The sequence below is a fragment of the Stenotrophomonas sp. 112478_Sma genome, from assembly GCF_056479905.1.
Map to the genome: position 1 here is coordinate 4,064,961 of NZ_CM151072.1, position 22,433 is coordinate 4,087,393.

The 22,433-nt window shown below is 68.8% G+C and carries 21 protein-coding genes; 15 read left to right on the forward strand and 6 right to left on the reverse strand.

Going from position 1 to position 22,433, the window contains the following annotated elements; translation table 11 throughout:
* The first annotated feature begins 19 nt into the window (after positions 1 to 19).
* A complete protein-coding gene (locus ACZK08_RS18495; RefSeq protein ID WP_065181470.1) occupies positions 20 to 1,807 on the forward strand; it encodes an MFS transporter in 1,788 nt (595 codons plus the stop codon).
* Positions 1,808 to 1,814: 7 nt separating this feature from the next.
* Here ACZK08_RS18495 and ACZK08_RS18500 read toward each other — a convergent pair whose 3' ends face one another.
* The 4 genes from ACZK08_RS18500 to ACZK08_RS18515 all read right to left on the reverse strand — a co-directional run bounded on the left by ACZK08_RS18500 (position 1,815) and on the right by ACZK08_RS18515 (position 5,126).
* Complete coding sequence (locus ACZK08_RS18500) at positions 1,815 to 2,300, reverse strand: SecDF P1 head subdomain-containing protein (RefSeq protein WP_478452346.1); 486 nt, start codon at positions 2,298 to 2,300, stop codon at positions 1,815 to 1,817.
* Positions 2,297 to 2,848 carry an HdeD family acid-resistance protein gene (locus ACZK08_RS18505; protein ID WP_053518003.1) on the reverse strand — a complete coding sequence of 184 codons (552 nt, stop codon included), beginning with the start codon at positions 2,846 to 2,848 and terminating at the stop codon, positions 2,297 to 2,299. Before ACZK08_RS18505 ends, ACZK08_RS18500 begins: the two co-directional genes overlap by 4 nt.
* Positions 2,849 to 2,906: 58 nt before the next feature.
* Positions 2,907 to 3,602, reverse strand: coding sequence for a ComF family protein (locus ACZK08_RS18510; RefSeq protein ID WP_065181468.1), 696 nt, complete (start codon positions 3,600 to 3,602; stop codon positions 2,907 to 2,909).
* A 183-nt stretch (positions 3,603 to 3,785) separates the two neighbouring features.
* The gene (locus ACZK08_RS18515; RefSeq protein ID WP_065181467.1) at positions 3,786 to 5,126 is read right to left on the reverse strand and encodes a chloride channel protein; all 1,341 of its coding nucleotides are present in this window, start codon (positions 5,124 to 5,126) and stop codon (positions 3,786 to 3,788) included.
* 201 nt (positions 5,127 to 5,327) lie between these two features.
* Between ACZK08_RS18515 and bioB the strand changes: the two genes are divergently transcribed.
* From bioB to bioC, 5 genes are all read left to right on the forward strand, one after another.
* On the forward strand, positions 5,328 to 6,371 hold the full coding sequence (gene bioB / locus ACZK08_RS18520; RefSeq protein ID WP_065181466.1) for a biotin synthase BioB: 1,044 nt from the start codon (positions 5,328 to 5,330) through the stop codon (positions 6,369 to 6,371).
* Positions 6,372 to 6,438: 67 nt separating this feature from the next.
* Positions 6,439 to 7,662 (forward strand): 8-amino-7-oxononanoate synthase, encoded by a 1,224-nt coding sequence (gene bioF / locus ACZK08_RS18525; RefSeq protein ID WP_065174317.1) that lies wholly within the window; start codon positions 6,439 to 6,441, stop codon positions 7,660 to 7,662.
* 18 nt (positions 7,663 to 7,680) lie between these two features.
* Entirely contained in the window at positions 7,681 to 8,460 is a 780-nt protein-coding gene (bioH, locus tag ACZK08_RS18530) for a pimeloyl-ACP methyl ester esterase BioH (RefSeq protein WP_065181465.1), read from the forward strand.
* 29 nt (positions 8,461 to 8,489) lie between these two features.
* Positions 8,490 to 9,269 carry an SDR family oxidoreductase gene (locus tag ACZK08_RS18535; protein ID WP_053517992.1) on the forward strand — a complete coding sequence of 260 codons (780 nt, stop codon included), beginning with the start codon at positions 8,490 to 8,492 and terminating at the stop codon, positions 9,267 to 9,269.
* Positions 9,270 to 9,280: 11 nt separating this feature from the next.
* Positions 9,281 to 10,165: a malonyl-ACP O-methyltransferase BioC gene (bioC, locus tag ACZK08_RS18540; protein ID WP_053517990.1), complete on the forward strand. Its 885-nt coding sequence runs from the start codon at positions 9,281 to 9,283 to the stop codon at positions 10,163 to 10,165.
* A 166-nt stretch (positions 10,166 to 10,331) separates the two neighbouring features.
* Here the strand turns inward: bioC and ACZK08_RS18545 are convergent, their stop codons facing one another.
* On the reverse strand, positions 10,332 to 10,964 hold the full coding sequence (locus ACZK08_RS18545) for a YdcF family protein (RefSeq protein ID WP_111187213.1): 633 nt from the start codon (positions 10,962 to 10,964) through the stop codon (positions 10,332 to 10,334).
* Positions 10,961 to 11,923, reverse strand: coding sequence for a pyridoxal-phosphate dependent enzyme (locus tag ACZK08_RS18550; protein WP_065181464.1), 963 nt, complete (start codon positions 11,921 to 11,923; stop codon positions 10,961 to 10,963). The genes ACZK08_RS18545 and ACZK08_RS18550 overlap by 4 nt, the downstream gene beginning before the upstream one ends.
* A gap of 156 nt (positions 11,924 to 12,079) precedes the next feature.
* Between ACZK08_RS18550 and ACZK08_RS18555 the strand changes: the two genes are divergently transcribed.
* The 9 genes from ACZK08_RS18555 to ACZK08_RS18595 all read left to right on the forward strand — a co-directional run bounded on the left by ACZK08_RS18555 (position 12,080) and on the right by ACZK08_RS18595 (position 22,396).
* Entirely contained in the window at positions 12,080 to 12,556 is a 477-nt protein-coding gene (locus tag ACZK08_RS18555) for a hypothetical protein (protein WP_053517985.1), read from the forward strand.
* Between the two features lie 490 nt (positions 12,557 to 13,046).
* The gene (gene mnmG / locus ACZK08_RS18560; RefSeq protein WP_065181463.1) at positions 13,047 to 14,936 is read left to right on the forward strand and encodes a tRNA uridine-5-carboxymethylaminomethyl(34) synthesis enzyme MnmG; all 1,890 of its coding nucleotides are present in this window, start codon (positions 13,047 to 13,049) and stop codon (positions 14,934 to 14,936) included.
* Between the two features lie 90 nt (positions 14,937 to 15,026).
* Positions 15,027 to 15,557, forward strand: coding sequence for a gamma carbonic anhydrase family protein (locus tag ACZK08_RS18565; RefSeq protein WP_053517982.1), 531 nt, complete (start codon positions 15,027 to 15,029; stop codon positions 15,555 to 15,557).
* A gap of 122 nt (positions 15,558 to 15,679) precedes the next feature.
* Complete coding sequence (locus ACZK08_RS18570; RefSeq protein WP_053517981.1) at positions 15,680 to 16,369, forward strand: RDD family protein; 690 nt, start codon at positions 15,680 to 15,682, stop codon at positions 16,367 to 16,369.
* Positions 16,366 to 17,358, forward strand: coding sequence for a stage II sporulation protein M (locus ACZK08_RS18575; RefSeq protein ID WP_053517980.1), 993 nt, complete (start codon positions 16,366 to 16,368; stop codon positions 17,356 to 17,358). The genes ACZK08_RS18570 and ACZK08_RS18575 overlap by 4 nt, the downstream gene beginning before the upstream one ends.
* Positions 17,348 to 18,937, forward strand: coding sequence for a DUF4129 domain-containing protein (locus ACZK08_RS18580; RefSeq protein WP_065181462.1), 1,590 nt, complete (start codon positions 17,348 to 17,350; stop codon positions 18,935 to 18,937). The genes ACZK08_RS18575 and ACZK08_RS18580 overlap by 11 nt, the downstream gene beginning before the upstream one ends.
* Positions 18,934 to 20,118, forward strand: a complete 1,185-nt coding sequence (locus ACZK08_RS18585; protein ID WP_065181461.1) for a DUF4350 domain-containing protein — start codon at positions 18,934 to 18,936, stop codon at positions 20,116 to 20,118. Before ACZK08_RS18580 ends, ACZK08_RS18585 begins: the two co-directional genes overlap by 4 nt.
* Positions 20,115 to 21,101, forward strand: a complete 987-nt coding sequence (locus tag ACZK08_RS18590) for an AAA family ATPase (protein ID WP_065181460.1) — start codon at positions 20,115 to 20,117, stop codon at positions 21,099 to 21,101. The genes ACZK08_RS18585 and ACZK08_RS18590 overlap by 4 nt, the downstream gene beginning before the upstream one ends.
* On the forward strand, positions 21,098 to 22,396 hold the full coding sequence (locus tag ACZK08_RS18595) for a DUF58 domain-containing protein (protein WP_065181459.1): 1,299 nt from the start codon (positions 21,098 to 21,100) through the stop codon (positions 22,394 to 22,396). The genes ACZK08_RS18590 and ACZK08_RS18595 overlap by 4 nt, the downstream gene beginning before the upstream one ends.
* Positions 22,397 to 22,433: the final 37 nt, after the last annotated feature.

The following is a 22,433-nucleotide window of genomic DNA, read 5'->3' on the forward strand; positions in this document are numbered from 1 at the left end:
GCTACCACAGGAACTGCCGATGACTGCAAGCACCGCTCCGCGCTGGCCCGTACGCTATCTGCTCTTCATCGGCGGCCTCGGCGGCCTGCTGTACGGCATCGATATCGGCATCATTGCCGGTGCCCTGCCCTATCTGGAAGCGACCGCCAGCCAGGCCTGGCAGCTCAGCAGCCAGCAGCTGGGATTCGTCGTTGCAGCCGTTCTGTTGGGCAGTGTGCTGTCGTCACTGTTTGCCGGCATGGTGGCCGACCTGATCGGACGCCGCGGCGCGATGCTGCTGGCTGGCGTTCTGTTCACCGCCTCCATTCCCATCATGGCGCTCGCTTCGGGCTACACGCCGCTGCTGCTGGGCCGACTGCTGCAGGGCATCAGCGGCGGCCTGATCGGAGTGGTGGTACCCCTGTACCTGGCCGAGGTGCTCAGTCCGGAGCGGCGTGGCCGGGGTGCAGCGATGTTCCAGCTGCTGCTGACCATCGGACTCGTGCTGGCGGCGCTGATCGGCCTGTACCACGCCCAGGCCGTGGATGCCGCTGCCGAAACCGTGCGCTCGCTGCCGCTGGCACAGCAGGCGCAGCAACTGTTCGCCGTGAAGGACCATGCGTGGCGGACCATCTTCTGGAGCTGCCTGACGCCGGGCCTGGTGTTCTGTGCCGGCATTTTCTGGCTGTCGGAGTCTCCGCGCTGGCTGGCCCGCCGTGGTCGGGTGGACGACGCCCGTCGCAGCCTGCTGCGGGTGCTGCCGGCCGCCGAGGTCGAGCCCACGCTCGCGCGCATCCAGGCACCGGAATCCAGTGGCACGAACGGCAGGCGTGATCCGCTGCTCAGCCGCCGCTACGTGGTGCCGTTCGCGCTGGCCTGCGTGGTCCTGGCGTGCACCCAGGCCACCGGCATCAACTCGGTGCTCGCCTATGCGGTGAACATCCTCAACCAGGCGGGCCTGTCCGGTTCGGTGGCCAATGGCGCCGACGTGGCGATCAAGCTGCTCAATGCGGTGATGACCGTGGTCGCGCTGCTGCTGGTCGATCGCAAGGGCCGCAAGTTCCTGCTAATGCTCGGCAGCGGCGGTATCTGCGTGGCGCTGCTGGCCGCCGCCACCCTGTTCTTCCAGGCCGAACGCGGCCGCGCCGATGTGCAGCCGCAGCTGCAGGCCGCAGCCAGCGGCGATGGCCTGCATCTGGTACTGGACGAGGCACAGTGGCAACGCCTCACTGACGGCATCGACAGCGAAGGCCGTCCGATGCAGCTGACCGTGTCCTACGCCTATGGCGATTTCACCAACGTGCGCGCACTTCGCAGTGACAACCTGATCGATCACGAGCTGCGCATCGACCGTGCCGGCACCGTGCAGCCGGACAGCGTCATCGGCGCCTTCTTCCGCACCCTGCACCTGAATCCGTTCGCAGACCCGGCCGGCGCAGCGCACGCACCGCTGCGCATCGAGCAGGCGCGGATCGGACCGGTGCCAACGCCCGCCCACGGCTGGGCGGTGGCCGCCTGCATCCTCGTGTTCGTTGCCTTCTTCGCGGTGGGCCCTGGCGTCTGCGTATGGCTGGCACTGTCCGAGCTGATGCCCAACCGGATCCGCTCCAATGGCATGAGCATCGCGCTGCTGATCAATCAGTTCGTGTCCACCACCATCGCCGCGATCTTCCTGCCGACCGTGGGCCACTATGGCTACGCCAGCATGTTCCTGTTCTGGGCGGCATGCACATTCGTGTTCTTCCTGGTGGCTGCGTTCTGGCTGCCGGAAACCAAGGGCAGGTCGCTGGAGGAAATCGAGGCCAGATTCGCGACCAGGCAGCGCTGAGCAGGGTTCAGGGCGCCGGCACCCGCTGGCCGGTGATGTGCCATGCCAGTTCCTGCGCCTCGGCCACGCTGGGCAGGCCACTCAACATCATCGATTCGCCGAACGGACCACTCACCGTCGCCACCGTCAGCACGCGGCCATCCACGCTGATCTCCACCCGCTTCCCTACCAGTGCGGCCGTGCCATCGTGGATGCGCTGCTGTGCCTCCTTGCGATAGCGGATCTGCAGGCCGGGCTGCTGGCTCTGGTCCAGCACGTAACGGACATCGGCGATGTCGGCACTGTCGGCGATCGGTGGCTCGCGCAGCGCGAGTGTTTCACCCTGCCACTGCACCGGTGTGCCATTGCCGGCAGCATCGACTGCGCTCAGACGCACATCCACGCCCGGACGCGGCGCATGATCCCTGCCAGCCTCCGCATCCGCTGTGGCGCCGGGCATGCAACCGGCCAGGCCCAGCACCGCGACCAGCAGAAACGAACCCGCCCGCCTCACTTCAGCTTCCTCAGCTTGAATGCCACCAGCACCTGCAGCAGCCCATACAGCAGGCTGCCGATGCCGATCCACAGCGTGGTCACGGCCACGCCCGCGTAGGGATTGGCCGCAAACAGCAGGCCCAGCACCACCGCCAGCACACCACTGAGTATCAGCAACCACTCGCCCTGGATCTGCCTGCGCACGCGGATTGCGTACACGATGCGATAGATGCCGGCCACCAGCAGCCACGCCGCCAGGAACAGCACCAGCACACTGGCGGTGGCGAGCGGATTGATCACCGCCAGAATGCCGAAACCGAGCGAGGCGATGGCATACAGCGCCAGCCAGCCACGCGAGGCACCGCTGCCACCGCTGATCAGCGCGAACAGGCTGATGACACCTTCGATGATGGCCATCACGCCCAGCGTCCAGGCCAGCGCCGTCGCCGCCGACAGCGGCCAGCCGATCGCGATGATGCCGAAGCCGAGTGCGACCAGGCCATACAGCAGCAGGATCCACCAGCTGCGACCGACCGCCGACAACAGGGGAGACAAGGGGGAATTCATGACCACTCCTTCGATCCGGAATCGGCTTCATCCTAGCCCCTGGCGATGAAGAGGGCGATCACGGAACCCGTGCGCAGACCCACACGCGCACCTCTGCGGCCCCCACGCAGCGCAGTGTCTCGGCGATTTCCATCACGGTGCTGCCGGTGGTCATCACATCATCGACCACGGTCAGCCGCGGCGGCACCGGCGCATGTGCATCGAAGGCGTCGAACAGGTTGTCCCTGCGCTGTTCGGCCGTGCGTTCGGACTGTGGTGCCGTATGCCGGCGACGGTACAGGCCCTGCCAGACCGGCATCGGCAGCAACCGGCATAGTTCGGCGGCCTGGTTGTAACCACGCTGGCGCAGGCGCCGATCATGCAATGGCACCGGCACCAGCGGCGCGCACGACCAGGGCGGCGGCGCGCGTTGCATCAGCTGCGCGAGCAGGCGTCCGGCCGCCAGGTCCTGATGGAACTTGTAGCGCACCAGCAGCTGGTCCACCGGCGGCAGGTACAGCAGGCTTGCGTGCGTGGCCAGCTGCGGTGGTGCCTCCTCGCGGCAGCTGCCGCAGACGATCAGGGCCGCATCCGGCAGCGGCAGCGCGCAGCGCAGGCAGGCGCGACCCGACCACGGCAGTCCGGCGTAGCAGGCCCGACAGAGATCCAGCTCGTCGTGACCCGGGTCATTGCAGACCAGGCAGCGTAGTGGAATCAGCAGGCGCAGCAGCCGTTGCAACGGGGCCCCGGCGACGATGCGGTGGACGATGCGCATGCGGCAGGCTCGCGCATGGCAGGCAGCGACGCCATCGGCGGACGGACCAGACATGGGTCGGTGAAATGCCCGTCATCGTGTCCCGACGGGCATGACCCACCATGCCCCCTACTGCATGGCCTGCCAGGGTGGCTGCCGGTCGCCTCTCCCTGGCAGCATCTGCCGGGCACGTACGCGGATCACCTACTTTCGACCGGGATCGACGGACGTGGCATCGGCCGATGGCCCAGGCACCATCAGCAGCTCGGCCAGGCCACGATAGATCGGCACCCGGCACACCAGACCGGATACCCCACGGGCAATCAGTACCGTGGCCAGAATCGGCAGCAGCAGGTCACCGCTGTCCGTCAGTTCCAGCGAGATCACGGCGGAGGTCAGCGGCGCCTGGGTGACGCCGGTCAGATACGCACACATGCCGAGCAGCACGAACGCGCGTGGATCCACGCCGGGCATCAGCACGGCCAGGTTGTGGCCCAACCCGGCACCGACCGCGAGCGCAGGCGAGAACAGGCCCCCGGGGATACCGGCCACATAGGAGGCCAGATTGGCCAGCAGCTTCATCAACCCGAACTCATGACCCACCAGCGCGTGACCCTGCACCAGACTGCGTGCCTGTTCGTAGCCGGTGCCGAACGCACCTTCACCAAACAGCATCGCCAGCGCCACCACCACCAGGCCGCAGCCGGCGGCCAACAGCACGGGATGGCGCTGGCGCAGTTGCCCCAGCCAGCGCGGACGGCCTGCCGCGCTCGCCAGTACGGCGCGCGCGAACAGTCCTCCCAGCAATCCCGCCACCACACCGCACAGCAGGATCGCCAGCCAGCCCTGGCCCAGCGGAAGCCGCGCCGAAACACGGCCGAAGTAGGTGTAGTTGCCCAGCAGACCCAGCGATACCACACCACCGACGATCACCGCCGTCAGCAGCGTGCCCGAGAACCGGTGCTCGAAGCGGCCGCTGAGTTCCTCGATGGCGAACACGATGCCTGCCAACGGGGTATTGAATGCTGCCGCGATGCCTGCGGCGCCGCCCGCCAGCAGGAAGTGCGACAGCTCACGCGGGTCCTTGAAACCAAACCAACGACCGAACAGGTACATCAGGCTTGCACCCACGTGCACGGTCGGACCTTCGCGGCCGACCGAAGCACCGCCCAACAACGACAGTGACGTCAGCAGCAGCTTGCCGGCCGATACCGCCGGTGAAAGATTCGTCGCGCGGAACGAGGCATCCGGCTTGTCCAGCGCAGCGATGACCTGGGGAATGCCGCTGCCGCGGGTAGGCTTCAGTACACCGCTGGTCAGCCATGCCAGCAGCGCGAAGATGCCTGGCGTGAGCAGCAGCGCCCACCACGGCGAATGGGTGGTGATGCGCTGGAACAGATGGAACGCCGCGTCGCTGGCCTTGGCGAACAGAATGGCCACCAGCGCCACGGCCACGGCACCGCCCCAGAGTGCGGCGCGGCGGCGCCAGGCCTCGCTGAGGACCAGCGCGGCGATGCGTCCGCGAAGACGATGGAGATCGGTCATGGGACAGAGTCTGCGCGCAAGCGCTTCCGTTGGGCAGTAGTCACTGTGGCCGCAAGCCTTGCAGGAAGCGGTGAAACGCGGCCATCCGCGTCGGCCTGATCAACCGATGCACTGTAAACCACTAAAAACACTCATGGGTTGACAGCCTTTCCCCCCCCCTCCACACTGCCGCCCTCGCTCCACTCGTACCCGGGTCCCGCCATGGCCACTGCCGTCCGCCACGACTGGCAACACGATGAACTGCAGGCGCTGTTCGAACTCCCCCTCCCCGACCTGTTGTTCCGCGCCGCTGCAGTCCATCGCGAGCACTTCGACCCCGCCCGGGTGCAGGTCTCCACGCTGCTGTCGGTGAAGACCGGCGGCTGCCCGGAGGACTGCGCGTACTGCCCGCAGGCCCAGCGCTACAGCACCGGCGTCAACGCACAGAAGCTGATGGACACCGAAGCGGTACTGGCCAAGGCGCGCCAGGCCAAGGCTGCCGGTGCGTCGCGCTTCTGCATGGGCGCGGCCTGGCGGTCGCCGAAGGATCGCGACATCCCGAAAGTGGCGGCGATGATCGCCGGGGTGAAGGCACTGGGCCTGGAGACCTGCGCCACGCTGGGCATGCTCAGTGGCGACCAGGCACGGGCACTGAAGGACGCCGGCCTGGACTACTACAACCATAACCTCGACACCGCGCCGGACTACTACGACTCGGTCATCCATACCCGCCAGTACCAGGACCGCCTGGACACGCTGGAACACGTGCGGGATGCAGGCCTGAAGACCTGCTGCGGCGGCATCGTCGGCATGGGCGAGACGCGGGCGCAGCGCGTGGGCCTGCTGCTGGCCCTGGCCACGCTGCCGGCCCATCCGGATTCGGTGCCGATCAACAGACTGGTGCAGGTGGCCGGTACGCCGCTGCACGGCAGTGCCGAACTGGACCCGTTCGAGTTCGTGCGAATGATCGCGGTGGCACGCATTGCCATGCCGCGTTCGATGGTGCGCCTGTCGGCCGGCCGCGAGGCGATGAGCGACGAACTGCAGGCGCTGTGCTTCCTGGCCGGCGCCAACTCCATCTTCTATGGCGACAGGCTGCTGACCACCGGCAACCCGGAAAGCGAGCGCGATCTGGCATTGTTCGCGCGGCTGGGCCTGCAGCCGATGGCGGTGCAGGTGGACGCCGAGGGCCACGACCACGGCGGTACCGTGCATGCCGATATCGGCAGCGATGCACCCGGCTGCGGCTGCGCTCACGCAGCCTGAGACGGGGCCCGAGCAGGCGTCGCGGCAACGCGCTACCCTAGCCGCCCCGTCGCCGCCTCCCGCCGCCATGGCCCGCCCCGACCTCACCGCCCGCATCCAGGACCAGCGCGCGCTGCGCGATGCCCAAGGTCGTCGCCGCCCACGGCGCACGGTCACCCGCCGCGATGGCGTCTGCCTGGAAGTGGAAGGCCGCTGGCTGACCGGCTTCTGCAGCAACGACTATCTGGGCCTGGCCCAGCAGTTCAGCGTGGTCAATGCATTGCAGGACGCGGCCGCCCGCGAAGGCGCCGGGGCCGGCGCATCGCACCTGGTCTGCGGCCACCACGCGATGCACGATGCTCTGGAACGCGAAATGGCCGAGTGGCTGGGCTACCCGCGCGCACTGCTGTTCGGCAGCGGTTTTGCCGCCAACCTGGCGGTGCAGCAGGCGCTGCTGAGCGAAGAGAACGACGTCTGCGTGCAGGACAAGCTCAATCACGCCAGTCTGCTCGATGCCACGCGGCTGGCGGGCGCACGCCTGCGCCGCTATCCGCACCTGGATGCGGAAGGGGCCATGCGCCAGCTCAGGCACGCAGCCGATGGCGCAGCGATGCTGGCCACCGATGGTGTCTTCAGCATGGACGGCGACGTCGCGCCGCTGCGCGCACTGTCACTGGTCGCGCGCCTGCAGCAGGCACTGTTCTATGTGGACGATGCACATGGCGTTGGCGTGGTCGGCGATGGCCGGGGCACGGTGGCGGCCGCCGGTCTGGGCGTGGACGACGTGCCGTTGCAACTGGTCACCCTGGGCAAGGCGCTGGGCAGCGCCGGCGCGGTGGTGCTGGGCCGCGAAGACCTGATCGAGCATCTGGCCGAAACCGCCCGCCCCTACATCTACACCACCGCGATGCCGCCGGCGCTGGCGGCGGCGGCACTGGAAGCAGTGCGCCTGGCACGCCGCGACAACTGGCGCCGCACCAAGCTGGTCGACCTGATCGCACTGTTCCGCGGCGAAGCGCGCCGCCACGGGCTGGACCTGATGGCATCGGAGACACCGATCCAGCCCCTGCTGTGCGGCGATGACCACACCGCACTGGCGCTGTCCAAGGCGCTGGAGCAGGCGGGATGGCTGGTCGGAGCGATTCGCCCGCCGACCGTTCCGGAAGGCAAGGCACGCCTGCGCGTCACCCTCTCTGCCCTGCACACGGCAGACCAGGTGCGGGGGCTGGTCGAGGCCATCGCCAGCGCGCGTGATCGCCTCTCGATCACGCCGCGCGAGGCCGCGCCACCGCCGTTGCCGGCCCTGGCTTGAGGTTCGGCTGGTTTCCGCATGCATATCGAAGTCGCCGGCCAGGGGCCGGACCTGGTACTGATCCACGGCTGGGCCCTGCAGGGCGGTGTGTTCGCGCCGCTGGTCCAGCGCCTGGCGCAGCAGTTCACCCTGCACCTGGTCGATCTTCCCGGACACGGCCACAGCCGCGGGGACACCACGCCGTTGCGCCTGCCCTTCGTGGTCAACGCGATCGCCGCCGCCACGCCACCGGCGGTGTGGTGCGGGTGGTCGCTGGGCGGGCTGTTCGCACTGCATGCCGCGGCGACCCTGCCGAAAGTGCGGGGACTGGCGATGATCGCTGCCACGCCCCGCTTCGTGCGCGGCGACGACTGGCCGCATGCGGTGGAGCCGGCCGTGTTCGAGCAGTTCGGCCGTGAGCTGGCCAGCGATTTCGGTGGCACGCTGGAACGATTCCTGGCCCTGGATGTAATGGGTTCGGCGCACGCCCGCGAGGAACTTCGCACCCTGCGCCAGCGCCTGGTGGAGCGCGGTGCCCCGACCGCACGCGCCCTGCGGGAGGGTCTGCAGCTGCTGGAAAGCACCGACCTGCGCGGCGCCCTGCCGGCACTGGGCAAGCCCAGCCTGTGGATCGCCGGTCAACGCGACAGGCTGGTGCCACCGGCCGCCATACAGGCTGCAGCGGCGCTCGCGCCCGGCGGACAGGCGCTGACCATCGCTCACGGCGGCCACGCCCCCTTCCTCGGCCACGCCGACGAAGTGGCCGCCGTCCTGCAACGCTTCGTTGCCGGCCTGACACCGGCGGATGACGGACAATGACGTTCCTTCGAACTGCGCAGGGCTGACGCATGGATCTGGGTATCAAGGGCCGCTGGGCCCTGGTCTGCGGTGCAAGCAAGGGGCTGGGCCTGGGATGCGCGCGCGCACTGGTGCGCGAAGGCGTGAACGTGGTGATCGTTGCGCGCGGCGAAGCAGCGCTGCAGGCCGCCGCCGAGCATCTGCGCGCACTGCCCGGCGCCGGCGAGGTGCACGCGGTCGCTGCCGACGTCAGCACAGAAGCCGGACGTGCCGCTGCGTTGGCCGCCTGCCCGCAGGTGGACATCCTGGTCAACAACGCGGGCGGGCCGCCGCCGGGCGATTTCCGCAGCTTCGAGCGTGACGACTGGATCGCTGCACTGGACGCCAACATGCTGGCCCCGATCGCGCTGATCCGCGCCACCGTGGACGCGATGATCGAACGCGGCTTCGGCCGTATCGTCAACATCACCTCGTCGGCGGTGAAGGCGCCGATCGATACCCTGGCGTTGTCCAACGGCGCGCGCAGTGGCTTGACCGGCTTCGTCGCCGGTCTGTCGCGGCGCACGGTCGCCCACAACGTCACCCTCAACAATCTGCTGCCTGGCCAGTTCGACACTGATCGCCTGCGCGCCAACTTCGCCCACAGCGCGGGCAAGGATGGCGATGCCGGAGAGATCGCCGAGCGCCGCCGCCAGCAGATCCCCGCCGGCCGCTTCGGCACCGCCGACGAGTTCGGCGCGTCCTGCGCTTTCCTGTGCAGCGCACAGGCCGGCTACATCACCGGGCAGAACCTGCTGATCGATGGCGGCGCCTACCCCGGTACGTTCTGAGAGATCCTGCAATGCCGTCCCACTTCGATCCCCGCCATGTGCGCCGTGCGTTCTCCCGCGCCGCCAGCAGCTACGACGCCGCCGCTGCCCTGCAGCGCGAAGTGCAGTCACGGCTGGTGGAATCGCTGGACTACCTGGAGGCACGCAGGCCCGAGGTGGTGCTGGACATCGGTGCCGGTACCGGCCATGCCAGCGCACTGATGAAGAAGCGCTGGCCGAAGGCACAGGTGATCGCGCTGGATATCGCCCTGCCGATGCTCGATCAGGCCAGGCGCCAGGCCGGGTGGTGGAAGCCCTTCCAGCGCCTGTGCGCCGATGCGGCGGCGTTGCCGCTGGCCGACAACAGTGTGGATGTGATCTTCAGCAATCTCTGCCTGCAATGGGTGGACGATCTGCCTGCAGTGTTCGCCGGCTTCCGCCGCGTGCTCAAGCCCGGCGGCCTGCTGTTGTGCTCGACTTTCGGGCCGGAAACCCTGATCGAGCTCAACGAAGCGTTCGCTGCTGCCGATGATCGCCCGCACGTCAGCCGTTTCGCGCAGATCGCACAGTTCGGCGACGCGCTGATGATGGCCGGCTTCCGCGACCCCGTGCTGGACCGCGACCTGTTCACCCTGACCTACGAGGATCTGCCCGCCTTGATGCGCGAACTGCGGGCGATGGGCGCGACCAATGCACGGGTGGACCGTCGGCATACGCTGACCGGCCGCGGGCGCTTCGCCGCTGCGGCGGCCGCCTACGAGCCGATGCGCCGTGCCGATGGCACGCTGCCCAGCAGTTGGGAAGTGATCTATGCCCATGCCTGGGCACCGGACCCGGGCGCACCGATCCGCGAAGGCGGCCACGACGTGGCCTCGGTACCGGTGTCGGCCATTCCGATCCGTCGCAAGCAGACCTGATCGATCGATCACGGGTGATGTGCCGACCAAGGTCGGCGACTACCGACTCATGCACGGAATCCGTTCTGGTAGGTGCCGACCTTGGTCGGCACAATGCCTGCGGCATCGCGATCTGGCAGGTTGTGCCGACCAAGGTCGGCACCCACCCAAAGCAGGCGGCAGCCGCTCAGGTATTGGCCGGCGAACTCAGCGGTGGCCGCACCAGATCGCGATGGAAGAAATAGATTTCCTGCAGCAGGAAACGCCAGCTGGTGTGGAAGCTGCGGAAGCGGGTGCTCGGCGTCGATGACGCCAGCGCATCGATGCCCAGCGCCCGGCTCAGGCGCAGCGCGCGTGCCATGTGCAGCGGATCGCTGACGATGATCACCCGGTGCAGGTTGCGCTGGTCCATCAGACGCTTGGCCTCGATCAGATTCTGCACGGTGTTGCGCGAAGCGGTTTCAATCAGGATCGCGTCGTCCGGAACGCCGTGCTTGAGCGCATAGCGCCGCGCCACCTGCGATTCGGAGAAGCGGGCGCCGCTGCCGCCATACCCCCCAGTGAAGATCAGCAGCGGCGCATACCGGGCCTCGTACAGGTCCAGGCCATGACGGATGCGCTCCTCGAAGACCGGCGACGGCTTGGCGTCATAGGCGGCCGCACCGAGCACGATGATCGCATCGGCCTGGGCGGCCTGATCGCGCTCTCCCACCCAGACGATCCATGCGGTCACGCCCAGCAGCCAGATCACCAGCAGCACGAACAGCCGCCACGCCCAACCGAACAGGCCGGTACGCTCGCGGTGCCGGCCGCGGCTCAAGGCATGCCCCAGCGCAGGGCGGGAAGATCGACGTTGCCACCGGACAGCACCAGGCCCACCCGCTGCCCGGCAAACCGTTCCGGCTGGGACAGCACCGCCGCCAGCACCGTCGCCGAAGACGGTTCAACCACCTGCTTGAGCACCTCCCACAGCAGGCGCATCGCAGCCAGGGTGGCGGCGTCGTCGACCACGATGACCTCCGCACCGGCAGCACGCAGCAGCGCGAAGTTGGGCGCACCGATCAGGGTGCGCAGGCCATCGCAGACGGTATCGGGGGTGAACGCGCCCTGCCGCTCGCCGGCGGCCAGTGAGCGGGCGGTATCGTCGGCACCAGCCGGTTCGGCCAGCACCAGCCGGGTCTGCGGGCCGGCCAGCTGCAGCGCCAGCGCAGTACCGCTGGCCAGGCCACCACCGCCCACTGGCACCACCAGCACGTCGAACGGCCCGTCGCTGTGCAGCAGTTCCAGCGCAGCGGTGCCCTGCCCTGCCATCACCGCCGGATCGGCATACGGGTGCACCAGGGTTGCACCGGTGTCGGCCTGTACCCTGGCGCAGGTGGCCTCACGCTCGGCAATGGTCGGCGCGCAACGCCAGAGCGTGGCTCCATGGCGCGCGATGTTGGCCAGCTTGGCGGCGACGGCGCCCTCGGGCATCACCACATGGCAGGGAATGCCCCGCGTCCGTGCCGCCAGCGCCAGGGCCGCGCCATGGTTTCCCGATGAATGGGTGACCACACCTCGTGCGGCGCGCTCGTCCGACAGCGACCAGACGGCGTTGCAGGCGCCCCGGAACTTGAACGCGCCGCCCCGCTGCAGGTGCTCGGCCTTGAAGGCCAGGCGTGCGCCGGCAAGCGTGTCGAGGGTGCGCGAGCGCAGCACCGGCGTCACACTTGCGTGCGGCGCGATCCTCGCGGCGGCAGCCAGGACATCTTCGGCACGGGGCAACAGTGAATCGCTCATGACGCAAGATTAACGTATGCCCTCGTGCTGGCGACCCCGGCACAGGTCATGCCAGCATGCAGGCCTTCGCCGCCATTCATCCTGGGTGGTGGAATTAAGGGCCGATTCAATGCCCACGCCCGAAGCTGACTGCACACCCGTTCTGGGGGGACCCACATGAAAACGCGCCTGATGCTTGCCGGTGGCCTGTTGCTGGCCCTGACCGGCTGCACCACCTACGACTATGTCGGCGGTGGCCGCAGCGGCAGCTACTACCACGGTGCGCCGTCGGTGGAGTACCGCTACCCCGCCGGCTATCCCTACAACTACGGCCCGTACTACGGAGGCTATGGCGGCTATTACGGCGGCTATGGCTACCCGTACTACTCGCGTCCGATCTATCGTCCACCGCACAATCACCGCCCGCCACCGCGCCCGCCGGGCAATGGCGAGAACCGTCCTCCGCGTCCGCCGCGCGAGAACAATGGCGGCTCACCGTGGCGGAACATGGACTCGATGCGACGCCCGCCGCAGCCGAGCGTGCAGCGCCCGGCACCGCCGGCCCGCCCGGCGCCGGCACCGAGTGCGCCCAGGATGAACGGTTCCCCCTGGCGCAACATGGATCGTGCGACGCAGCGCACACTTGAGCGCTGAACCGTCTTGCATTTCACACGGTCCAAGCGGCAATCTAAAGCGGTTGTGACGGCCCGCGTCACAAAGTGACAAGAAGCGGTATGGGCCGTCGCGGAAAGCTCTACGTCGATATCCGACAGGAACATCTGGATCCCCCCTGTTCCGGCCCTGTCGGATGTCGGCACCTCTGAAGACAGACGGTCCCGCAATGCGGGGCCGTCTGTTTTTGCGGATGCCTTCCGCGAAGAAAAACAGGGCCGGACAGTCCCCCGACTGCCGGCCCTCTGCTCCCCCATCGTGCGCCTGTACCGGCCCCTGTTCCAATTCCGGTCACGGGCGCCTTCGGCGCCAGCCACGATGGGTGCTATTGGGTTATCTGCAAAAATCCTGCCAACTTTAGGGTCAATTTCGTCCGGCCCTGGCTTCTCCGGGCGTCGCCCTGCCGAATGGCGCTAAAATCGCCACCCCGGCACCGCCTCCGGCCGCGCCCGCCCCCATCGACTCCGCCCCCATGACCCACTCCTTCCATCGTTACGACGTCATCGTCATCGGCGGTGGCCACGCCGGCACCGAGGCCGCGCTGGCCGCGGCCCGCACCGGCGTGCGCACCCTCCTGCTGACCCACAACATCGAAACGGTGGGCGCGATGAGCTGCAATCCGGCCATCGGCGGTATCGGCAAGGGCCATCTGGTCAAGGAGATCGACGCGCTTGGCGGGGCGATGGCGCATGCCGCCGACCGCGCCGGCATCCAGTGGCGCACGCTCAATGCCTCCAAGGGTCCGGCGGTGCGCGCCACCCGCTGCCAGGCCGACCGCAACCTGTACCGCATGGCGATCCGCGCCCTCGTCGAGGGCCAGGCCAACCTGACCGTGTTCCAGGCGGCCGTCGATGATCTGGTCATCGAGGGCGACGCCGTGCGCGGCGTCATCACCCAGACCGGCCTGCGCTTCGATGCGGAGGCGGTGGTGCTGACCGCCGGCACCTTCCTGGCCGGCAAGATCCACGTCGGTCCGACCCAGTACGCCGCCGGCCGCATGGGCGATCCGCCGGCCACCACGCTGGCCGCACGCCTGCGCGAGCGCCCGTTCCAGGTCGACCGCCTGAAGACCGGCACGCCACCGCGCATCGACGGCCGCTCGCTGGATTACAGCGTGATGGACGAGCAGCCCGGTGATACGCCGCGGCCGGTGATGTCCTTCCTCGGCTCGGTGGACGAACATCCGCAGCAGGTCAGCTGCTGGATCACCCATACCACCGAGCAGACCCACCAGATCATCCGTGACGCCCTGCACCGCTCGCCGCTGTACAGCGGCCAGATCGAAGGCATCGGCCCGCGTTACTGCCCCTCCATCGAGGACAAGGTGGTGCGCTTCGCCGAAAAGGCCAGCCACCAGATCTTCGTCGAGCCTGAGGGGCTGGGCATCGTCGAGATCTATCCCAACGGCATCTCCACCTCGCTGCCGTTCGACGTGCAGCTGGAGATGGTGCGCAGCATCCGGGGCTTCCAGAACGCGCACATCACCCGCCCCGGCTACGCCATCGAGTACGACTTCTTCGATCCGCGCGGGTTGAAGGCTTCGCTGGAAACCAAGCTGGTCAACGGCCTGTTCTTCGCTGGCCAGATCAACGGCACCACCGGTTATGAAGAGGCGGCCGCGCAGGGCCTGCTGGCCGGCCTCAATGCGGCCCGCCAGGTGCGCGGCCTGGATGGCTGGTGCCCGCGCCGCGACGAAGCGTATCTGGGCGTGCTGGTGGATGATCTGATCACCCACGGCACCAACGAGCCGTACCGCATGTTCACCAGCCGCGCCGAGTACCGGCTGCAGCTGCGCGAGGACAACGCCGACCAGCGCCTGACTCCGGTTGGCCGCGACATGGGACTGGTCGATGATCGGCGCTGGATGACGTTCGAGGCCAAGCAGGCTGCCGTAGCCGCCGAACGTGCGCGGCTCGGTGCGCTGTGGGCGACCCCGGCCAATGCCCTGGGGCGCGAAGTGCAGGACACGCTGGGGGTGACCGTCAGCCGCGAAACCAATGTGCTCGACCTGATCAAGCGCCCCGAGCTGGATTACGCGCAGCTGATGCAGGTGCCCTCGCTCGGCCCGGCAGTGGCCGATGGCAAGGTGGCCGAGCAGGTCGAGATCGGCGTGAAGTACGCCGGCTACCTGGACCGCCAGCGCGACGAGATCGCGCGCCAGCAGCGGCACGAAGCCACGCCGATCGCTGAAGGCTTCGACTACGCCAGCGTGCGTGGCCTGTCGGCGGAAGTGCTGCAGAAGCTGGAACGTGTGCGTCCGCAGACCATTGGCCAGGCGCAGCGCATCCCCGGCATGACGCCGGCCGCGATCTCGCTGCTGCTGGTGCACCTGGAGCGTGCACGGCGCGGACGCGTGGCGTAACGCAGCATCGACGGTGGCGCCGGGCCATGCCCGGCGAGCGCAGCGGCCCGCGTATCATCGTCGCGATCGCCCTGATTTCCGGAGACACCGATGACCCCGCTGCGCCCTTTCCGCGACAAGATGCCGGTGCTCGGCGCACGCGTATACGTCGACCCGGCGTGTACCCTCATTGGTGACGTGGAGCTTGCCGACGATGTTTCGATCTGGCCGGGTACCGTCATCCGTGGCGACGTCAATTTCGTCCGCATCGGCGCCCGCACCAACGTGCAGGACGGCACCATCATCCACGTCAGCCATCACAGCCCGTACAACAAGGCCGGCCATCCGACCCTGATCGGCGAAGGCGTGACAGTCGGCCACGGCTGCATCATCCATGCCTGCAGCATCGGTGATTACAGCCTGATCGGAATGGGCGCCTGCATCCTCGATGGCGCGCGCGTGGAGCGCCACGGCTTCGTCGGTGCTGGTGCAGTGGTGGGCCCGGGCAAGGTGGTCGGCGAAGGCGAACTCTGGCTGGGCAATCCCGCCCGGCCGGCGCGCATGCTGAGCGACAGGGAGATCGAGTCGCTGCATTACTCGGCCGACCACTACGTTCGGCTGAAGGACGAATACCTGGGCTGAGGCCCTCGACTGCCGGCGCGCTCTGCTAAAGTCTGGGCCCGACCAGGAACTGTCGAGACCCCCATGCCTGTGGTTGCCAGCCGGAGAGGACTCCAGCGCCCACAACGAAGGCCGTCGCTCTGATGGCCGCACCGATGCTCGACACCTACCGCGAGGTGGTGACGCCGGAAGGCGTGCCGCTGCAGCTGCCGGCCGCCGGTCCGGTGCCACGTGCGCTGGCCTGGCTGGTCGATCTGGCCATTCGTTTCGCGATTCTTGCCGCGCTGTCGATCCCGCTGGCACTGTTGAAGGAATTCGGCACCGGCCTCTACCTGGCCCTGATGTTCCTGGTGTACTGGGCGTATCCGATCGTCTGCGAGGCGCTGTGGGGCCGCACCCCGGGCAAGCGCGCGCTGGGCCTGCGCGTGCTGGCCCGTGATGGCGCGCCGGTGGGCTGGATGGCGGCGATCACCCGCAACCTGCTGCGGACCGTCGACATGCTGCCGTTCGCTTACGCGCTGGGCCTGCTCAGCAGCCTGTTCGACGCGCACGGCCGCCGCCTGGGCGATCTGGTCGCCGGCACCGTGGTGGTGCACGCGCCGGCGCTGTACCTGCCGCCGCCGGCCACCATCGACAGCGTGCTGGCGCCGCCGCAGCCGCTGCGGCCGGAGGAACAGGCGGCGCTGCTGGCCTTCGCCGAGCGTGCCCCGCGGCTGGCACCGCTCCGCCAGCAGGAACTGGCCGCCATCGCCGAACCATTGACCGGCACCCATGGCCAGGTCGGCGTGCTGCGCCTGTATGCGATGGCCAACTGGTTGCTGGGACGGCGATGAAGCAGGAACAGTTCGTCGCCCGCCATCAGCAGGAATGGCTGGACCTGGAGCAGTGGCTGCTGCTGCGTGCCGGCGCCTCCCGCCGTCGCCGCCGCCAGCCCGCGGCCACCACGCTGGACGACACTGCGTTTCCACAGCGTTACCGGCGGCTGTGCCAGCAGCTGGCACTGGCCCGTGAGCGGGGCTACAGCCCGCAGTTGGTGCAGCGCCTGCAACAGCTGATGCAGCAGGGCCACAGCGTGCTGTACCGGACGCCTCCCACGCGCTGGCGGCGCGCGCTTGAATTCCTGGTGGCCGATTTCCCGCTGCTGGTGCGCAGCCAGGCACGCAGCATGTGGGCCGCCCTGGCGATGTTCGCGCTGCCGGCGGTGGGCTGCTTCGTGCTGGTGCAGCTGTACCCGGACCTGATCCACCAGGTGATGGACAACCGCCAGATCGCCGAAATGGAACGCATGTACGACCCGGCTGCCGAACGCCTGGGCCGCGACAGCGGTACCGACTGGATGATGTTCGGCCACTACATCATGAACAACATCAGCATCGCCCTGCGCACTTTCGCCAGCGGCCTGCTGGCCGGGCTGGGCACGCTGCTGGTGCTGTTGTTCAACGGCGTCATCATCGGCGCGGTGGCCGGCCACCTGCAGCACATCGGCCATGGTGATCCCTTCTGGCGCTTCGTGGTCGGCCACGGTGCATTCGAGCTCACCGCCATCGTCATCGCAGGCGGCGCCGGTCTGCAGCTGGGCATGAAGCTGCTGGCGCCCGGACGCCGCAGCCGCCTGGACGCACTGGTCGAAGGTGGCCGCATCGGTGCCCGGCTGTGCCTGGGCGTGGCCTTCATGTTGCTGGTCGCGGCGTTCGTGGAGGCGTTCTGGTCGTCCATTGCCGAAGTGCCGGCGTGGGGCAAGTTCAGTGTGGCCGGGGTGCTGTGGGCCGGCGTGCTGCTGTGGTTGTGGCGTGGCGGACGCGGAGGCGGCGATGCGCATTGATCGCCTGGACGTCGTGCTGCGCGCACGCAGCGGCTGGGAAGCGATGGAGCTGGGCAGCGCGCTGACCCGCCGGCATGCGCGTGCGGTGTGGGGCAGCTGGCTGCTGGCCAGCGCACCACTGTTCGTGATCGCCAACGCACTGGGCTGGTGGCTGGACGCATTTGGCCTGGCCTGGCTGCTGATGTGGTGGTGCAAGCCCGTGTTCGAACGCGCGCCGCTGTATGTGCTGTCACGCGGTGTGTTCGGCGAGCCGGTCACCGCCCTGGCCGCCCTGCGGGCACAGCGGCAGTGGGGCAACCGTGGTTTCTGGGGCTACCTGGGCTGGCGTCGCTTCAGCGTGCTGCGCAGCCTGTGCCTGCCGGTCAACCTGCTGGAGGGCAACACCGCCGAACAGCGTGGCCCGCGCCGGCGCGCGGTCGCAGCCGGCGCGGCGGGTCCGGCGCTGGTGCTGACCGTAGCCTGCATGGTGTTCGAGGGCGTACTGGTCGCAGGCGCGATCGGCGCGGTGTTCATGTTCATCCCGTTCGAGCTGCTCTCCGATTCCTGGCGCGCGGCCTGGGACATGATCGGCAAGGACACGCCCGCCTGGGCGAAGCTGGGATTCAATCTGGCCTGCTGGCTGGCCTCCGTGCTGATCGGGCCGTTCTACGTCGGCGCCGGGTTCGGCCTGTACTTGAATCGACGTACGCAGATGGAAGCCTGGGACGTGGAGATCGCCCTGCGCCGGCTGCGCGAACGCCTGCTGCCGGTTGCCTCGTCGCTGGCGCTGCTGCTGTGCCTGGCACTGCCGCTCACCTCCATGCCGGTGCACGCGCAGGAGGGTGACGCATCGAGCAACCGCAAGAGCGACGCGCGCCGGGCACCGCAGATCAGCCCCGGCGATACACCCGCCATGATCTTCGGCGACACCCCGGTGGATACCGCGGGCTTCCGCCAGGCCGTGAGCCGCGCCTACGAGGATCCGTTGCAGCGCCCGACCCGCCAGGTCACGCAGTGGAAAGCGATCGAAGAGGCGGAAGAGAAAAAGGACGCACGCAAGGAACTGGAACGCGACGGCAGCAGCCAGAGCCAACGCACGTCGCGCAGCAGCAGCATCGCCTGGCTGGCGCGATTGGCCGAATGGGGCCTGTGGGGCCTGCTCGGTGCCCTCCTTCTGGTGCTGGTGCTGACTGCACGGTTGTGGCTGCCGTGGCTGCGCGGCTCGGGCCGCCGCAGGGCCGCAGCGGCGCCGCACGTGGTCGAGGAACAGGTCGAGCTGCCGGTGGTGCTGCCGCCGGATGTGGCGACCCAGGCTGGTCTGCTGTGGGACCAGGGCCGGCCGCGCCAGGCGCTGGCCCTGTTGTACCGGGCCAGCGTGCGCACGGTCAGCGAGCGTGCCGGCATCGCACTGCCTCCGGGCGCCACCGAATCGCAGTGCCTGCGTGCCTCGCGACGCATGCCCGACAGCGTCGACCGTGAACTGTTCGCGCGGATCGTGCGGATGTGGCAATACGCCGCCTACGGTGGTCACCTGCCCAGCCGCGGCGATTTCGATGCGCTGGCCACGACCCTGCGCCAGCAGTACGGGTGGCAGGCATGAACCCGCGCCTGTTCTGGTCACTGTTGCTGGGGACGCTGCTGCTGCTCGGCGTGCCACTGGCGATCCTGTTCATGCGTACCCATGAGCGGGTCACCGAAACGGTCACGCTGCCACCGCAGGGCGAGGCCCGTTACAACCCGCTGTACGTGCTCGGGCAGGCGCTGCGCGCCGATGGCATCGAGGTGCATGCGCGGCCGCGGCTGGACCTGCAGCAGATGGCGCTGGGGCCGCAGGACACGGTGGTGCTGCTGCAGGACAGCAGCGAGCTGCCGGCGCCGGCCGCCAGGGCGCTGTTGGCGTGGGTCGACGGCGGTGGCCATCTGCTGCTGCGCACGCCGCCGCCGGCCGAGGACGATGCCGGCAGCACGCAGGGGCCGCTGCTGGATGCACTCGGCGTGGACAGCCTTTACCAGCGCAGCGACTGCCAGCCCTTCCATGTCCAGGACGATCCCGGCCACGTGGAATTCTGCCAGGGCCGCCGCTTCACGCTTGGCTTCGCCGCTGAGGCGCGGACCGAACGCCGGTGGGGCAGCGGGCACGACCTGGTGTTCGCGCGCCTGCGTCACGGCCAGGGCCGGGTGAGCGTGCTGGCGGACATGGATTTCATGCGCAGCGAAGTGGAGTCGCAGGCCGCGCGGATGGCCGCAGCCAAGGGCCAGGCCAGCGACGGCCTGCACGACCGTTCCCACCGCGATCTGACCCGCTACCTGCTCGATCCCAATTACGGCAAGGGCGCCATGTGGCTGGTCTATGCCAGTCGTCCGCCGTCACTGTGGGTGCGCCTGTTCTACCAGGGCTGGCCGCTGTGGGTACCGCTGCTGATGGCACTGCTGGCCTGGCTGTGGGCGCGCTCGCAGCGGTTCGGCAGCCTGTTGCCATCACCCGTGATCGAGCGCCGCTCGCTGCTGGAACATGTGCGCGCCAGCGGCGAACTGCTGCTGCGCTTCGGCCAGGGCGTGCGCCTGTACCAGGCCGTGCATGCCCTGTTCGTGCATCGCCTGCGCCTGCGCGCGCCACTCGCTGCTGCGCTGGAAGGCGCGCCACGCGAACAGGCCATCGCCGAACTGCTGCAGTGGCCGCGCAGCCGCGTTGCCAGTGCCCTGACTCCGCCTCCGCCGCACGATTCCTCCGCCCTGCGCGAGCGCATCCGCTTGCTGCTCCAGATGAGATCCCTGCTATGACCGAAGTCCCCGAACGTCCGGCGGCCGCCAATGCCCGCCTGATCGAACGCGTCGACGCCATCCGCCAGGCCGTTGGCCACGCCTTCATCGGCCAGGCCGACGTGCTTGACCAGATCCTGGTTGCCCTTCTGGCTGGCGGCCATGTCCTGATCGAAGGCGTGCCCGGACTGGGCAAGACACTGCTGGTGCGCGCACTGGCGCAGGCACTGGAACTGGACTATGGCCGCGTGCAGTTCACGCCGGACCTGATGCCCAGCGATGTCAGCGGCCACGCCGTCTACGATCCGAAGAGCGAGAGCTTCAAGATCCGTCGCGGGCCGGTGTTCACCAACCTGCTGCTGGCCGACGAGATCAACCGGGCACCGGCCAAGACCCAGTCCGCACTGCTGGAAGTGATGCAGGAGGGCCAGGTGACCATCGAAGGCAAGGCGTTCACCCTGGCGCCCCCGTTCATGGCCCTGGCCACGCAGAACCCGCTGGAACAGGAAGGCACCTACCCGCTGCCGGAAGCGCAGCTGGATCGCTTCCTGTTGAAGGTGCTGATCGACTATCCGCAGCTGGAGGACGAGAAACGCATGGTCACGGACATCACCCGTGGCCGCGCCGCCAGCGATTTCGATCTGAGCCGGGTGCCGCGCGTACTGGGCGCCGGAGAACTGCTGCAGCTGCAGCAGGCCACGGCCGCGATCACCGTCGATGACGAGGTGATCGACTACGCCGTGCGCATCGTCGCCGCCACCCGGCAATGGCCCGGTATCGCCGTGGGCGCTGGACCGCGCGGCAGCATCGCACTGGTGCGTGCTGCGCGCGCGCAGGCCGTGCTGGCCGGTCGTGACTTCGTCACCCCCGATGACGTGCGCGACATCGCGCGTCCGGCGCTGCGCCACCGTATCGCGCTGGCACCGGAACTGCAGATCGAAGGCCAGGACGCCGACGATGTGCTGGGTGCGCTGCTGGCCAAGGTGGAAGCACCGCGCCGATGAGGCCTGCGCCGCTGCTGCTGGTCCTGCTGCTGGCCTGGGCTGCGCTGGGAGGCGTGGTGCTGGCCGGCGCATTGCCGCGCTGGAGCTGGGCACTGGTTGCCACTGTGATCGGTACGCTGGCGTTGCTGGACCTGTGGCGGCAGGCCCGGCGACCGTCGCCACAGGTGCAGCGCGAGCTGCCCGAAGCGCTGGCCCTGGGCGTGCGCCGCGAGGTGGGCCTGCGCCTGCAGACCACAGAGCCGATGCGGGTGCAGGTATTCGATCTGGTGCCGGGTGGCTGGCCACTGGAGTCGCTGCCCCAGCGCGTGCAGCTGCGTCCCGGGCATGCCTGCGCGCTGCACTACGCCCTGCAGCCGCAGCAGCGCGGACGCTTCCGCTTCGAGGGCGTGCAGCTGCGCATCCGCTCGCCATGGCGCCTGTGGTGGCAGCAGCGCACCCTGCCCCCTCTGCTGGACGTCCGCGTCTATCCGAACTTCGTGCCGCTGACCCGCTTCGCGCTGTTCAGCGCCGATCAGGCCTCACGTCTGGTGGGCGCCCACGTGAAGCGCCGGCGTGGTGAAGGCACTGACTTCCACCAGATGCGCGAGTACCGCGTCGGCGACAGCCTGCGCCAGCTCGACTGGAAGGCCACAGCCCGCGCACGCAAGCTGATCTCCCGCGAGTACCAAGACGAGAAGAACCAGCAGTTGCTGCTGATGCTCGACAGTGGCCGCCGCATGCTGGCCAGCGAAGGCGGACTCTCGCACTTCGACCATGCCTTGAACGCCTCGCTGGTGGTCGCCTATCTGGCGTTGCGGCAGGGCGATGCGGCTGGCCTGTTCGCCGTCGGCGGCGAGCGTCGGTGGGTGCAGCCACAGCGCGGCATGGGCACCGTCGAGCATCTGCTGCGGGCCAGCTACGACCTGCAGCCGCAGCCGGTAGCCACCGATTACCTGGCCGCCGCCACCGAAGTATCCCTGCGCCAGCGACGCCGTGCGCTGGTGATGCTGGTCAGCAACGTGCGCGACGAAGACATCGAGGACCTCCTGGCCGCGGTGCGCCTGCTGCAGCGCCGCCACCTGGTGTGCGTGGCCAGCCTACGCGAGCACGAGCTGGACGGCGCGCTCGAAGGCGAGGTGCATACGCTGGAGGACGCCGCGCAGGCCGGCGCCGCGGCGCTGTACCTGCAGCAGCGCGCGAAGGCGCACGAGGCACTGCGCAGCGAGAAGGTGATGGTTCTGGACGTGACCGCCGATGCCCTGCCGGCCGCGCTGGTGGAACGCTACCTGGCCGTGAAGCGCGAAGGCCTGCTCTGACCGGTAGCGCCGGGCCATGCCCGGCGGATCACCGCAC